The sequence below is a fragment of the Pseudomonas sp. FSO-7 genome, assembly GCF_059579345.1.
The window spans coordinates 3,585,832-3,600,301 of the sequence record NZ_CM184193.1; the positions used below are offsets into that span (position 1 = coordinate 3,585,832).

At 65.2% G+C, this 14,470-nt stretch carries 10 protein-coding genes; 2 read left to right on the forward strand and 8 right to left on the reverse strand.

Annotated features, from left to right (window positions below):
• Window positions 1-5: 5 nt before the first annotated feature.
• Together AC515T_RS15655 and AC515T_RS15660 are read left to right on the forward strand one after the other, a co-directional pair.
• A complete protein-coding gene (locus tag AC515T_RS15655; protein ID WP_496529043.1) occupies window positions 6-326 on the forward strand; it encodes a 2Fe-2S iron-sulfur cluster-binding protein in 321 nt (106 codons plus the stop codon).
• Window positions 327-441: 115 nt separating this feature from the next.
• A complete protein-coding gene (locus tag AC515T_RS15660; protein ID WP_496529044.1) occupies window positions 442-1,644 on the forward strand; it encodes a cytochrome P450 in 1,203 nt (400 codons plus the stop codon).
• 36 nt (window positions 1,645-1,680) lie between these two features.
• On the opposite strand, the gene AC515T_RS15665 is transcribed toward AC515T_RS15660, so the two are convergent.
• The 8 genes from AC515T_RS15665 to AC515T_RS15700 all read right to left on the reverse strand — a co-directional run bounded on the left by AC515T_RS15665 (window position 1,681) and on the right by AC515T_RS15700 (window position 14,356).
• Window positions 1,681-2,310, reverse strand: a complete 630-nt coding sequence (locus tag AC515T_RS15665; protein ID WP_496529045.1) for a glutathione S-transferase family protein — start codon at window positions 2,308-2,310, stop codon at window positions 1,681-1,683.
• A 41-nt stretch (window positions 2,311-2,351) separates the two neighbouring features.
• Window positions 2,352-3,875 carry a class I adenylate-forming enzyme family protein gene (locus AC515T_RS15670; protein ID WP_496529046.1) on the reverse strand — a complete coding sequence of 508 codons (1,524 nt, stop codon included), beginning with the start codon at window positions 3,873-3,875 and terminating at the stop codon, window positions 2,352-2,354.
• A 91-nt stretch (window positions 3,876-3,966) separates the two neighbouring features.
• Window positions 3,967-5,325 (reverse strand): DUF1329 domain-containing protein, encoded by a 1,359-nt coding sequence (locus AC515T_RS15675; RefSeq protein ID WP_496529047.1) that lies wholly within the window; start codon window positions 5,323-5,325, stop codon window positions 3,967-3,969.
• Between the two features lie 63 nt (window positions 5,326-5,388).
• Window positions 5,389-7,881, reverse strand: a complete 2,493-nt coding sequence (locus AC515T_RS15680) for an efflux RND transporter permease subunit (RefSeq protein WP_496529048.1) — start codon at window positions 7,879-7,881, stop codon at window positions 5,389-5,391.
• The gene (locus tag AC515T_RS15685) at window positions 7,881-9,011 is read right to left on the reverse strand and encodes a WD40/YVTN/BNR-like repeat-containing protein (RefSeq protein WP_496529049.1); all 1,131 of its coding nucleotides are present in this window, start codon (window positions 9,009-9,011) and stop codon (window positions 7,881-7,883) included. The genes AC515T_RS15680 and AC515T_RS15685 overlap by 1 nt, the downstream gene beginning before the upstream one ends.
• 132 nt (window positions 9,012-9,143) lie before the next feature.
• Window positions 9,144-10,814 (reverse strand): DUF1302 domain-containing protein, encoded by a 1,671-nt coding sequence (locus AC515T_RS15690; protein ID WP_496529050.1) that lies wholly within the window; start codon window positions 10,812-10,814, stop codon window positions 9,144-9,146.
• 234 nt (window positions 10,815-11,048) lie between these two features.
• Window positions 11,049-11,915 carry a crotonase/enoyl-CoA hydratase family protein gene (locus AC515T_RS15695; protein WP_496529051.1) on the reverse strand — a complete coding sequence of 289 codons (867 nt, stop codon included), beginning with the start codon at window positions 11,913-11,915 and terminating at the stop codon, window positions 11,049-11,051.
• Entirely contained in the window at window positions 11,912-14,356 is a 2,445-nt protein-coding gene (locus AC515T_RS15700) for a CaiB/BaiF CoA transferase family protein (RefSeq protein WP_496529052.1), read from the reverse strand. Before AC515T_RS15700 ends, AC515T_RS15695 begins: the two co-directional genes overlap by 4 nt.
• Between the last annotated feature and the right edge of the window lie 114 nt (window positions 14,357-14,470).

Below are 14,470 nucleotides of genomic sequence, written 5' to 3' on the forward strand. Positions count from 1 at the left end.
CAACGATGATCAACCTGACATTCATCACGCCCGACGGCAGCCGGCATGAAATCCAGACCGCCCCGGGGCCGACGCTGATGGAAGTGGCCGTAGCCCACGGCGTCGACGGCATCCTCGCCGACTGCGGCGGCAATCTGGTCTGCGGCACTTGCCACGTGATCGTTCCCGAGCCTTTCCAGGCAAGGCTTCCAGAACAAACCGATATGGAACGCGACATGCTCGAATGCGTGCCGGAGCCCCGCCCCAACACGCGCCTGAGCTGCCAGATCCGCCTGACCGAAGCCCTCGACGGCCTCGAACTGGAGGTGCCACGGCTGCAGCGCTGAGACAACGCAGCGGACACTTGCTGGAGAACGTCATGAAATGGCGTCGGATTACGATCTATAAACTAATATAGTTAGTTAAAAACAACCTCACATAACAAAAACCGAGGAACACGCAATGACCGTCTCACCCCGTCCGGACCACGTCGCTCCCGAGCACCTGTATGACTTCGACATGTTCAACGTCACAGGCTCCGCCCCCCCCGCCGAAAACCTCCACGAAACCTATGCCCGTCGCCTGCACGGCGAGGCGCCGGCGGTGTTCTACACCCTGCGTAATGGCGGCCACTGGGTCGTCACGCGGTATGACGAGATCAGCGAGGTGGTGCGCGATCCCGAGCACTTCTCCGCGTCCGAGCAGCAGATCCCGCGTATCGAGAACCCGCCGGTGTTCATTCCGCTGAGCCTTGATCCACCGGCCAACCTGCCCTACCGCCAGGCACTGATGCCGCATTTCTCGCCAAAGAACGTCAAGGTGCTGGAAGAGAAGATCCGCTACTGGGCCAACCGCCTGATCGACGAGGTGCAGGACCAGGGGCACTGTGATTTTGCCGACAGCATTTCCTCGGCCTTCCCGGTGTCGATCTTCATGGAACTGATGGGCATGCCGCTGGAGCGGCTGCGGGAGTTCCGCACCCTCTCCGACCGTTTCTTCGCCACCAACGTGCAGGCGGAACTGCATGATCTGGGCGGGCAGATCGTTGGCATCATGACCGAGTTGATCGAGGCCAAACGCGCTGCTCCCGGCGACGATCTGATCAGCCACTTGTTGACCGTGCAGATCGACGGCCGACCGATCCGCCTCGACGAGATCCAGAACATGTGCTTCCTGCTGTTCCTCGGCGGCATGGACACCGTGGCCAACGCCACCGCCTTCACCTTCCGCCAACTGGCCGGCGACAGCGCGCTGCAGGCACGGCTGGCGGCCGATCCGGCGCTGATCCCGTCCTTCGTCGACGAGGGCCTGCGTTGCTTCGGCATCATCAGTACACCGCGTATGGTGCTGAAGGATTGCGAGCGCTTCGGCATGCAGTTCAGAAAAGGCGACATGGTGCTCTGCCTGCTGCCGATTTCCGGCCGCGATGAGCGCAAGAACGCAGACCCACACCGCTTCGACATCGACCGGCCGAAGAAGGAAGCACTGACCTTCTCCACCGGTGCCCACCTGTGCCTGGGGCACTTCCTGGCCCGCGCGGAGATGCGCATCCTGGCCGAGGAATGGCTCAAGCGTGTACCGAGCTTCAGTGTGGTGCCGGGCAGCGTGCCGAAATACCGCATGGGCTACGCGCTGGCCTTGCTGGAACTGCCGTTGCAGTGGTGAGGCGGGAGCCTGGCGGCGCGAGCCGCCAGGCTTCACTCAGTTGGCGAGGCCGCGGGCCTTGAGAAACGCCGGGCGCTCTTTCAGGCGTGCGAGGTAGTCGGCGATACGCTGCGGATAACGCGGCGCCAGCCCCAGCAACTCGCCCAGCAACAGGCCGTAGCCCACCGAGATATCGGCGATGGTGAAGGTGTCGCCGCACAGGTACGGGCCCTGCGCGAGCGCCCGGTCCAACGCATCGAGGCGTTGCACCATCATTTCCCGGTAGTCCTGCGCGACCACCTCATTACGCTGCGGGCGCGGCAGGAACATGGCGTAGCGCAGCGCCGCGGAGAGCGACCCGGCCAGGACGGTCTCGCCGTAGAACAGCCAGTCGAGCATGGCGGCGTAAAACGGTGAGTCCACGGGGACCACACAGTTGCCATGGCCATAGCGGTTGGCCAGATAGAGCAGGATCGCCGCGGACTCGCGCAGCGCGTTCTCGCCATCGATCAGGTACGGCACCGTGCCGTTGGGGTTGATTTGAAGGTACTCGGGCTGTTTCAACTGCGGCGGAAAGGCAACCCACTCCACCTGATGCGGCAGACCGAGCTCTTCCAGCAACCAGAGGCAACGCAGCGAGCGGGAGTCCTTGCTGTGGTACAGGGTGATCATTGGCAGTGTCCTCATGACAGGGATCATCGGCGCTGCTTTGCGGCCCAAAAACAACCTCAGCGCACCCGATTCAACCTCAGGTGCGCCTCCGCATACTCTTCGCGCAAGCTCGGCTTGGCGATCTTGCCCGAAGCCAGCCGCGGCAGCGGTTCGCTGGTGCAGACCATGTAGCGCGGCACCTTGTAGCTGCTCAGGTGGGTGCTGCAATGCAGCAGCAGTTCAGGGATATCACCCGGCGCCGGGCCATGGATGATCGCCAGCGGAGTCTCGCCGAAGGTGTCGTCGCGGGCAGCGATCACCGCCACTTCGTGCACCCCCGGATACTCGGAGATGACCCGTTCCACTTCCGCCGCAGAAATATTCAGGCCACCGGAAATGATGATGTCCTTGATCCGGTCGAGCATGGTCAGCAGCCCGTCCTCGTCAAGCATGCCCAGGTCGCCGGTGCGCACCCAGCCATCCACCAGGGTGCTGGCAGTGGCTTCCGGGTCTTCCCAGTAGCGCACCATCACCCCCGGCCCCTTGACCACGATTTGCCCCGGGGTATTCGGCGGCACGAAGCTGCCCTGCTGATCGATCACCGCGATGCGGGTGTACATCGAGCCGCGCCCGCATTTCTCCGGGTGGCTGATGGAAGCCTGGTCGGTGTTGAAGGTGGCCTGCCCGCCCACTTCGGTCTGGCCGTAGAGCTGGCGCAGCAGGACGCCCTTGCCCAGCCAGGCATCGAGCAAGGCGCGGGATACCCGCGAACCACCTACCAGGCAGTAATAGAGGCTGCTCAGGTCGGCATCGCGAAAGCTGTCGCAAGCCGCCATGCGTTCGAAGAAGATCGGCGTGCCCATCATGGTGGTGATGCGCTGGCTGACGATTTTGTCGATCGCCCGCTCGGCGTCGAACGCCTGTTCCAGATAGACCGTGCCGCCATAAGCCAGGTACTGGGTCAGCACGACGTAGCCGGCGGAGGTGCACAACGGCGCGAACAGCAACACCCGCGGCTCGCTGAAGGCGCCGGGCCGGGCCAGGCAGGAGTCGGCGATGTAGCCGGCCATGGAACGATGCGACAGCACCACGCCCTTGGGCCGCCCGGTGGAGCCGCTGGTGGGAATGATCACCAGATCAACGTCCAGAGCTCCCTCTGGCAGAGCGATTTCAGGGTCGAACGGCACATCCCGCAGCCGGTCCATTTCCGCCAGGTCGAACACCCCGCAACCCGGCACCTGGTCGGCCATCTTGCGTGCCACGTCGGCGCGCTCGGCGTCATGGAAAATCGCCTTGACCCGGTAACGCTCCAGCAGCAGATAAGACGCCTCGCTGAAGGTGAAACGCGGGTTGACCGGCGCGAGAATGGCCCCGGCCAGCATCGCCGCCTGGCTGAGGATGATCCATTGCAGCGAGTTGGCCGCCATGATCCCGACCCGGTCACCGGGCTCCACACCCTGGGCCACCAGCCACTGCGCGGCCGAGCCGGCCCAGACCTTGAGCTGGGCATAACTGACGTGCTCGTCGCCGACCACCAGCGCAGGCACGTCGGCGCGCTCCACCGCCCACCAGTTGAACGTCTCGATAAGCGTCCCGGACATCTTTGTAATCCTCACGGTGCCTCATGAAATGCAGAGGCGGTCTTGTTCTTGTTAGTCCCGGCGGCCAGTGGCACGCCGGGTTTTGCAGCACTCAGCGGGTGGACGTACCAGCAATGCCGCGCGGGGTGAACATCTCCGGACGCTTGACCTCACTGAAGAACTTCACGTCGGCCGGCTTGCCGGAGGTCTTGCCCATCCAGATCACCGCGTAGCTGCCACGGTTGAAATCGTAGAAACCATGGCTGCCGTTGGACACGCCACCCAACCCGGTGTACTCGAACACCGGATAGGTATAGCCGACGCGGTGAATCTGCCCGGCATGATCGTAGCCTTCGGTGGCCAGCACCACCCAGGAGTCTTCGTCGAGGAAGTAGCGGCGTTTCTGGTAAGCGTGACGGGCGCCGTCCTTGAGCTCGGCCTCGATCACCCAGACGCGGTGCTTCTCCCAGCGAATGGCATCGGGGTTGAGGAATTTTGGCCCGAGCACATCCTTGTAGTTGGATTGCAGCAGCTTGTAGCTGTTGTACGGCAGGACCATTTCCTCGCGGCCCACCAGCTTGTAGTTGAAGCGGTCCATGCGCCCGGAGAAGAGGAACACTTCGTCATAGAACAGCACCCCGCCCTGGCTCGACGCCGGAATGTCGTAGGTGTAGTTCGGCGCCACACGCACGCGACGCTGGCCCGGATCGTAGAACCATGCCAGGGTGCCGCTGGAGCCGTAGTCCAGGCGTTCCTTGCGCAGTTGCGCGTAGCCGGCGACGTTGGCGGGCGCCGAGGAGACGATATTGGCCATGTCGGTGATGCCGGTGTTGTCGCTGTTCTGCAGCTTCGGCTCGTAGATCACGTTGGCCTTGTGCATGGTGCCCTCAGGCAGCAGCGAAACATTGCCGCGGGAATCGACCATGTACGAGGCAGCGGTCAGCTCCAGGTACGGGATAAACGTGAAGTAGCGGTTCCACAGCGCCTCGGTACCGGTCTTGGGCTGGGGGAACGGAATCCCGGCAAACGAGTTGTCGATGCGATCGCCCTCGACCTCGCCCGCCAGCTTCGCCTGGCCGGCGTGCTCGACGGTGCTCTTCATCACCGCATCCGGCCAGTGCATGCTGCGCCGTGTCGGGTAGACGTCGATGCGGTAGTCCGGAAAACGCTCGAACAGAAAGCGCGTGCCCGGGGTCAGGCTGTCGGCGTACTGCGCCAGGTTCTGCTTGGTGATGCTGTACAGCGGCTTGTCGGCGGCATAGGGATCGATGTAATTGCCGTTGCCGGTGTAACCGGCTGGCGGCTGGGTCAGGCCGCCGGTGTAGGCCGGGATGCTACCGTCGGCATTGGCGCCCTTGATGGCGCCGAACGGGGTCAACTCCTCGGCCAGGGCCGGGGCCGCGGCGAACACCAGGGACACGGCCAGGCTGAGGGCAGCCAGAGTGTGTTTGCGGATATCGGGGGTCTTCATTGTTGTTCTCCTGTCTCGATTTTTATTATTCAAAACGCAGGCGTCACTGAACGTGGGCGTGTACTAACGAACCTCGGGAAGCGGAGTAACCAGCGCCTGTGCCTTGTCGCGCACGGACGCCTGTTGTCGGGGGGCGTGGATGGCGTGCTCATCCACCGGTTCCTGCCCCGCCAGGCGGGACGCGGAATCCTGGAACTGCCGGTTCAGCAGGAAATACGAGAGCGCCGGGATCAGGGCCAGGGCGCCGACCATGTTCCAGACGAACATGAAGGTCAGCAGCCAGCCCATGTCGGCCTGGAACTTGATCGGCGACCACACCCAGGTCACCACCGATACCGCCAGGGTGATGCCGATCAGCGCCACCACCTTGCCGGTGAAGTTCAATGCGTTGCGGTAGGCCTCGGCCAGCGGCAGGCCGCGACGCATGTTGCCCAGTTGCACGCTCAGCAGGTACAGCGCGTAGTCCACGCCGATGCCCACGCCCAGCGCCATCACCGGCAGCGTGGCGACCTTCAGGCCGATGCCCAGCCAGACCATCAACGCCTCGCAGAGGATGGTGGTGATGGCCAGCGGGATCACCGCCACCAGCACCGCCCGCCACGAGCGGAAGGTGATGAAGCAGAGCACGATCACCGCCAGGTAGACCCAGCCGATCAGCCGGTAGTGGGAATGACGCACCATGTCGTTGGTCGCCGCCTCGATCCCGGCGCTGCCGGCAGCCAGCAGGAACTGCCGGTCGGCGCTGTCGTGCTCGCGGGCGAAGTCCTGCACCAGGGCGACCACCGCTTCCAGGGTCTGCGCCTTGTGGTCGGCGAGGTAGACGATCACCGGGGCCACGGTGTAGTCGCCGTTGACCAGGTCCGGGTAGGTCACGGCGATCTGCGACGTGGCGTTGGTGGTCATCAGCGCATCCCGCGGGATGCTCAGCCATTTCGGGTTGTTCTCCGAGTTGCCGGCGGTGAACAGCCGGGTCAGGCTGCCCATGGATACCGTGGTCTGCACCCCGGGCAGGCGGCGCAGGCGCTCTTCGAGGCGGTCCATTTCCAGCAGGGTCTGGAAGCTATTGATCTGCCCCGGCGCGGTCTTGACGATTACCGCAAACTGGTCGCTGGACAGGCCAAAGTTGCCGGTGATGAAGGCGTTGTCCTGGTTGTAGCGCGAATCGGCACGCAGCTCCGGGGCGCCCGGGTCGAGGTCGCCGACCTGCATGTTCAGGCTCGCCAGGTAGCCCACCAGCGCCAGCACCACGGAGGCGCCAACCATCAGCGCCGCCGGACGCGGGCGGGTCAGCGCGACCAGGAACTCCAGGCGGTTACCGCCCTGCTCCTCCCGCAGGCTGCGCTGCGCCGCCCGGGGCGACACGCCGGTATAAGACAGCAACACCGGCAGCAGGATCAGGTTGGTGAAGATCAACACGCCAACGCCGATGCTGGCGGCAATGGCCAGGCCCTGGATCATCGGGATGTCGATCATCACCAGCACCGCGAAGCCCACCACGTCGGCCAGCAACGCGGTCAGCCCGGCGAGGAACAGGCGACGGAAGGTGTAGCGCGCGGCGACATAGCGATGGGTGCCGCGGCCGATGTCCTGCATCACCCCGTTCATCTTCTGCGCGCCGTGGGAAATGCCGATGGCGAAGACCAGGAACGGCACCAGGATCGAATACGGATCGATGACGTAGCCCATCAGGTGGAAAATGCCCAGTTGCCAGGACACCGCCATCACCGAGCACACCGTGACCAGCAAGGTACTGCGGGCGCAGCGGGTGTAGACGAAGATGATCGCCATGGCGATCAGCGCGGCAAAGACGAAGAACACCATGACCTTGCCGAGACCTGCCACCAGGTCGCCGACCAGTTGCGGGAAGCCCACCACATGGATGCCGATCTTGTCGCTCTCGAACTGGCGAATGTCCTCCAGGCGCTTGGCGAAGCCGGCCGAATCCACCGGCTCGCCACTGTCGGCGAAACGCTCCAGCAACGGCACGAAGAGCATGCTCGAACGGCCGTTGGTGGCAACCAGACTGCCGCTCAGGTTGCCGCGGACGACATTGCGCTTGAGCAGGGCCAGAGACGCCGCGGAAGCGCTGTAATCCTCGGGCATCACCGGCCCGCCGACGAAGCCTTGGTCGGTGACCTCAGTCCAGCGTACTGCCGGCATCCACAGCGACTTGACGAACGCGCGGTCAACCCCCGGCAGCAGGTACACCTGGTCATTGATGCGCTTGAGCACTTCGAGGTACTCGGCGTCGTAGATGTCGCCCTGCTTGTTCTCCACCACGATGCGCACGGCGTTGCCGAGGCCACCGAGGGAGTCGGCGTTGGCAAAGTAGTTTTCGATGAAGGGGTGCGACTGCGGCACCATCTGGTTGAAGTTGGCGCCCACGGTCAGCTTGCTCGCCTGCCAGCCCAGCAGTACAGTCGCCAGCAGGGACAGCAGGATCACCACGATCCGCGAATTGAAGATGATGCGTTCGGCGAGGTCGCCACTGCGGGCATCGAACTGCTCGATGCGCGCGACTACCGGCATGCTGGTGTGGCGTGACATATCCACCATTACTGCTCCCCTCGGGACGGTTGGACGGGCTCGGCGCTGTCCGGGCGCAGGCCCTGGATTCCGGCGTAGATCACCTGCCCCGGCAGGCTCAGCACGTCGGTGTAGAGCATCGGCGCGGCGCTCTGGCGCAGGTTGGAACGAATCAGGTCGGCGCTCAGTTCGAGCACTTCGCCGCCGGCGGTGATCGCGGTGAAGCGCTGCGCCCGCGGATCGAATTCGATACGTGAAACCAGTTGGGTCAGCGGCGACTTCAGTGCGCGCCAGCTTTCGCCCTGGTCGTGGCTGGCGTAGAGCACGCCGCCCAGGCCGCCGGCCAGCAGCACATCACCGTGGCCGGCAAGGCTGAAGAACGAGCCGACATGGCCGGTGCTCACCGGGCGGAAATGCGCGCCGCTGCGGTCGGCCTTGAACACGATGCCCTGCTCGGAAGTGATGAACAGGTGCTCACCGACCTGGGCGATGGCGTTCAAGTGGAGGGAATCCGGGTTGTCAATCTGGTGCAGCGCCGGCCGCCAATGCTGGCCGCCGTCATCGCTGGCGACGAACATGCCGAACGGACCGACAGCGAAGCCATGACGGTCGTCGACGAAGCGCACGCTGAAGAACGGCAGCACTGGCCCGGCCTGCAGGTTGGTGCGCAACTGGTCCAGGTAACCATCACTGGCCTGTGGTTCCAGCGCGGTGTCGTCCTGGTAATAGCGGCTCAACTGCTCCAGGGCCTGGCGCCCGTCGAACTGTCGGGTCCAACTGCGCCCGCCATCCTCGCTGGCGAGAATCACCCCGTCCTGGCCGACGACCCAGCCGTGTTGCGGCGAGACGAACGACACATCCAGCAGGTCGGAGCTCAGCGGCACCGGCACCTGCTGCCAATGCCGGCCGGCGTCCTCGCTACGCAGGATCACCCCGCGCAGTCCCACCGCCAGCAACGCCTCGCCGGTATTGGCCAGGGCCTGGATCGGCAGCCCGGCAAGTCCGTCGGCGTAGCGCGGGGCCGGCGTTTCCAGCGGATCGGCGAAGCCCTGGGCCGACGCCTGGCCGGTCAGTGACAGCAGCAAGCCAAGCATCAGGACGGCGCTGCCGGGTCCGGCGAACCGCCGGCGGTGTTCTTGGGTGCAGGTCCAACGCCACATAATCGGGTCCTTCTTGTTATTGCTTTTGCGGACTTCGATCCCGACGACGCGGGACCGACGCTCCTCATCATTCATGCGGAAAAAAGGGCCCTCGGAGCCGGAGGGCCAAAAACCACATGCGCGTTGCTGAAGCTAAAACACCGTCTGCGCGGTGATGGACACCCAGTCACGGTCGTTGAGCATGTACGCGCCGTTGCCGCCCTCGTAGATAGGCAGTCCCGATGGGGTGTAGGTCGTGCCGGTGGTCCGGGCGCGGCTGCCGATGTACTCGACTTTCAGGGTGTGCTTGGACAGGTAGGTCGCGGCTACGCCCACCGAGAACTTGTAGGAACCCTGGGCCGTGCCGCCGAGGACGCCGGCGTTGCCCTTGAGGCCGACGGTGACGCTGCTCGGCATGCTCAGGTTCAGGCCGGGCGCCACCTGGATCCACTCGGGGGTGAAGGACAAGGCCAGCGCGGTGGCGTTGCGGGTCGAGCAGCCGTCCCACTTGCCGCCGCCGCAGCCGTCATAGCCCTCGCCGTTGTAGAGACCCTTATTGCGCGAATCCACCGACATCACCCGGGTGTGGGCCAGCTCGGCGATGAACGTCCCGGTCTCGTACAACGGCGTGCTGCCCAGCGGCACCATGACGTTGGCGATCAGGTTGGCGACGTTGCCGGTGGCGCCACGCTCCGGGTCGTCGGAAACGAAGCCCGGCGCGCTGTTCAGCGCCGTGCCGTCGCGGTACGACAGTTCCATGCCCAGGCTGCTGTTGCCCAAGGGGGCGTCGAGGCTGATGCCGTAGAGCTTCACGCCCGAGTTGTAGGAGAGGAAGTAGTTCGGGTCGCCGTTGTCGTTGATCTTCAGCAGCGGTGCCCAGGGCTGTACCTCGTCGAGCCGACGGAAGTAGAAGCCGAGGGTAGTTTCCGGGGTGACCTGCCAGGATGCGTTGATGCCGAAGTTGTCGTTGATCTTGTCATTGCGCCGGCTGGAGCCGCGGGCGATGCCGAGCATGCTGTCCTGGCCGGTGAACAGGAAGTCGCTCGGCGCCAGGTAGGTGCCGCCCTGGGGCAGGATGTTCTCGGCGCGGTCGAGGAAGTACTGGAAGCCCAGGGAGAATTCGGAGGTCAACTGGGTGCTGAGGTTGACCTGGTTACGCGGGATGAACAATGCCTTGGCCGGGGTGCCCGGCGAGGCGGCACCGGCGATGCCGTCCAGCGCGCCCTGGGAGTAGGAAATACTCTGGAACGGGAAGAACAGGCCGTTGCCCCAGTACTGGGTGTTGCGGCCCAAACGAGCGGTGGTGGAGTGTCCGGCGAACGTGTCGGAGTACTGCACGAAGGCATCCAGCAGGCGACCGCCGGTGACGTAGGCGTGCTTGACGCCGCTGCGGTACTTGCTCGACGGATAGGCCGCCAGCGCCGAGTACGGCATGCCCGGGGCATATTCGCCGGGGTTGCCCTCGACATCGTCGTCATAGGCGAAGTCGTGCCAGCCCTGGGCCGATACCCGCAGCGAAAGATGATCGCGGTAGGTGCCGCCCAGTTCGGTGAGCAAGTTGAAGCGGTTGGTCACCACATCGCCGCGGTCCTTGAACTTGTATTCCGATTCGTCGAAGGCCGGGTTGTTGCCGATCTTGTTGTCGACGTCACGGGCACGAAAGCCCAGGTTGTAGGTCACCGTGTTATCCCAGTAGCCGTTCCAGTCTTCGGTAGTGAAGGTGAACGCCTGCACCGCCGTCGAGCCGCCCGCCGCCATCACCGCGAGGGGCAACAGGGCCAGGGTCATCGACTTGTTGCGAGACACTCTGCGACTGACATTCATCAGCGCTTCTCCTTTTGTAATTATTGTTGGAATCTGCGTCGGCACTCCCAACCCATGGGAGTGGTTGTCATTGCAACGGGCCCCTGCGACGGGGCCACTACCGCTTCATTCACACGGCCTGACAGCCACTTCCCACGCTACGGTATCAATGCTGGCGGCCCCATCGTCGGATGCGACGATTTTGCACGGACGGCTCTGTTTCAAGCCCTGGCGACGACACTCCCGGTCTTTCAATCAGCGAAACGGCGGCTCGCGGTGCCAGTCGAAACAGTCCGGCAGGTCGGTCGAGACCCGCTCGCTGAACTGCGCCGGGCGCTTCTGCAGAAACGCCGCGACACCCTCGCGCGCGTCCGCCGAACGACCGCGCTGCTGCACCACCCGACTGTCCAGGCAGTGGGCGTCCATCGGGTGCTCTACCGTGCTCATGCGCCAGATCATCTGACGGGTCACGGCCAGCGACACTGGGGCACTGTGTTCGATGAAACTGCGCGCCATCTCCTTGGCTGCCGCGAGCACCTGGTCCGGCTCATGAATGGACTGCAACAGGCCGCGGGCCAGCGCCTCGTCGGCCTTGACCAGGCGCCCGGAGTAGCACCACTGCAGGGCCGTGGAAATGCCCACCGCCTTGCTCAAGAACCACGAGGACGCCGCCTCCGGGGCGATGCCGCGACGGGCGAAGACAAAACCGAAGCGTGCTTCGCAGGAAGCCACTCGCACATCCATCGCTAGCAACAGGGTGGCGCCGACGCCGACAGCGACCCCATTGACCGCGCCGATGATCGGCTTGAGGCTGCGGAAAATGCGCAACGTCATCAGCCCGCCTTCATCGCGGAACACGCCCTCGGGCCCTTCGCCCGAGCCTGCATAGTCAAAGGCGCCAGCCCCCGCCGAGAGATCGGCGCCGGCACAGAACGCCCGGCCACGCCCGGTAACCACCACCGCCTTCACCCCATCGTCGGCGTCGGTGTAGTCCAGGGCCTGGAGAAACTCCCGGACCATCGCGGGGGTGAAGGCGTTGAGCTGTTCCGGGCGGTTCAGGCAGATCATCGCGATGCCGTCTTCCAGCAGCAGGTCCAGGGTCTCGAAGGTTGGGCGGTTCATGGAAGGGGCTCCTCAGGGATCGGGGCTTCGCGCTCGGCGAGCCAGGCGGCGGTTTCGGCAGACAGGGGTTCGAGCACACCAGCGGCGACCAGCGCCTCGCGGGCGGCGCTATCCAGGCCCAGCAGGCGCTCGGCCAGGACGAGGGTGTGTTCGCCATGGAAAGGCGCGGGGCGAATCTCCGGCTCGGGCAGCGGACCGAGAGCCGGAGTGTTTTCGGTCAGCAGTGGCGCGGACAGGCCGGGCTGGCGCAAGGTGCGGAAAAAGCCGCGGGCCAATAGCTGCGGATCGCTGGCCATCTGGTCCAGGCGCAGCATATTGCCGGCAGCGATGCCTGCGGCCTGGAGTTGGTCGCGGACTTGCAGCGGCGTGCGCTGTGCGGCCCAGGTGGCAATCCCGGCCTCCAGTTCCTCGGCGCGGGCCAGGCGGCCGTCGACGCTGGCGAGGTGTGCATCGTCGAGCCAGTCGGGCCGTTCCAGTACTTCGCAGAGGCGCCGCCACTGGGCATCGGACGTCACGCTGATGGCGCACCACTCGTCATCGCCTGCGCAGGGAAAGACGCCGCTCGGCGCCACGAAGCGGCTGCGATTGCCTTGGGGCACGAAGCTGCCCGGGCGCAGCGATTCTTCGAGGAACGCCGTGGACAGCGCACCGAGAATAGCCTCGGCCTGGCAGACGCTGACCCGCCCGCCGATACCCCGCTGCTGGCGACGCACCAGCAGCGCGGCAATGGCCGCCGCGGAAATCCGCGCGGCGAAGTGGTCGGGGAAGATGGTCGTGCTGTCGCTAAAACCGTCGTCGCTGCCGGGGTAGCGCCACAACCAGGTCAGGCCGGTGGCGGCGCGCACCAGCGGGCCGTAGCCCATGCTGTTGCTAGCCGGGCCGTGGTTACCCAGGGCGCTGCTGTCGGCCATGATGATGTCCGGCTTGATCGCCGCCAGCACGTCGTAGCCAATGCCCAGCGACTCCAGGGTGCCGGGCTTGAAATTGGACAGCACCACGTCGGCGCCGGCCACCAGTTGCTTGAACAGCGTCACTCCGCGAGGATCGCGCAGGTTCAGGCCGAACGACTGCTTGCCCCGCGAGCCCTGGGCGAAGGAAATGCTCATGGGCGCGTTGTCCAGCGACTGGCGCAGGCCGTCGGGGTAGTCGCGGCTCTCCACCTTGATCACCTCGGCGCCCTGGTCCGCCAGCAGACGGCCCAGCTCGGCGCCGGCGACGATGACCCCGAGGTCGAGCACGCGAATGCCAGCGAACGGGCGTCGGGGGTGCCGTTCAACAACAGGTGGCGCAGCGACGCTGTCGCGCGATAACCCATTGGCCTCGCCAAGCAGGGGCGCCGGCTGGCGGATACCGGCCGGCAAGGCGTCGATCTCGACATAACCACCGGGCACCCGGCCGCTGAGCCCTTCACCCAGCGGCAAATCGACGAAGCTGTTGCGGGCGAGAAAGTGCGGGTCTTCCAGCACTTGACCCGGCGTCGCCACCGCAGCGATCGGCACGCCGCGGCGCTGACCTTCGCTGACCAGCTCTGCAGCCGGACGCTGACGAAACAGCTCGGCGATCAGCGCATTGATTTCTCGGATCACCTTGAAGCGCTTGGCCAGGTTGGCGAAGGACGGATCGGTGAAAGGATGATCGTCACCCAGCCAGGTCGACATGCCCTGCCACTGCCGTGGGTTGAGCAGGCAGATACGCACGGCGCCGTCCAGGCACGGGAAGATCGGGTAGCCATTACCTCGCGGCGGCCTGCCACGCGGCGCCAGTTCCAGGGCGCTGCGACCACCGGCGGCACTCCCGGTCACGCCCATTCCCGGGTCGAGGACCTGCAAGGTTGAGGCATGGATGGAGAAATCCAGCACACCACCGAGACCGCCATTCAGGCAGTTCCAGTAAGCGCTGAGGACCACCCAGGCGGCCTGCAGTGCGGCGCTTTCCTCGGCCAGTTCGCCCGGCGGCAGCAACGGCGCTTCGCCCTTGATACCGGAGCGGGCCAGCACCGCGCCCATCGCCAGCAGCTCGGTGTTGCTGGCCTGGAAGTCGGCGTAAGGTCCGCTGCGGCCGAAGGCACTGATCGCCAGGGTGACCAGATCAGGGCGCAGGTGCGCAGCCAGACCGCTGCGTTCCAGCCAGCCACGGGGCGCGCCTTCGAGGAAGATCTGTGCGCTGTCCAGCAGCCGACCCAGGACCTCGCGCCCGGCGGCGTTGTCCAGGTCCAGTTCGACGCTGCGCTTGTTGGCGTTGTGGCTGGCAAACCGCAAGCTGCGGCCCGCGTACAACGGCGCCGCATGCCGCGACGGCACACCGCCGAGGGGCTCCACCAGGATCACCTCGGCACCCAGGTCGGCGAGAAACCGACCGCACATTTCCAGTTGGCCGAAGGACAACTCCACCACCCGTACCCCCGACAGTGGCAGGTCCGCTTGCCGCGTCCGTGTCTGCATCATGTCGCCCCTTTCTCTGTGTTGTGATAACGAACGGCAGGCCCTGGGCCGCGGCCGCTCGCGAGGTTCGGGGTGAGTATCGAGTAGGGAGGCCGGCGCCTTCCTCATCGTTTC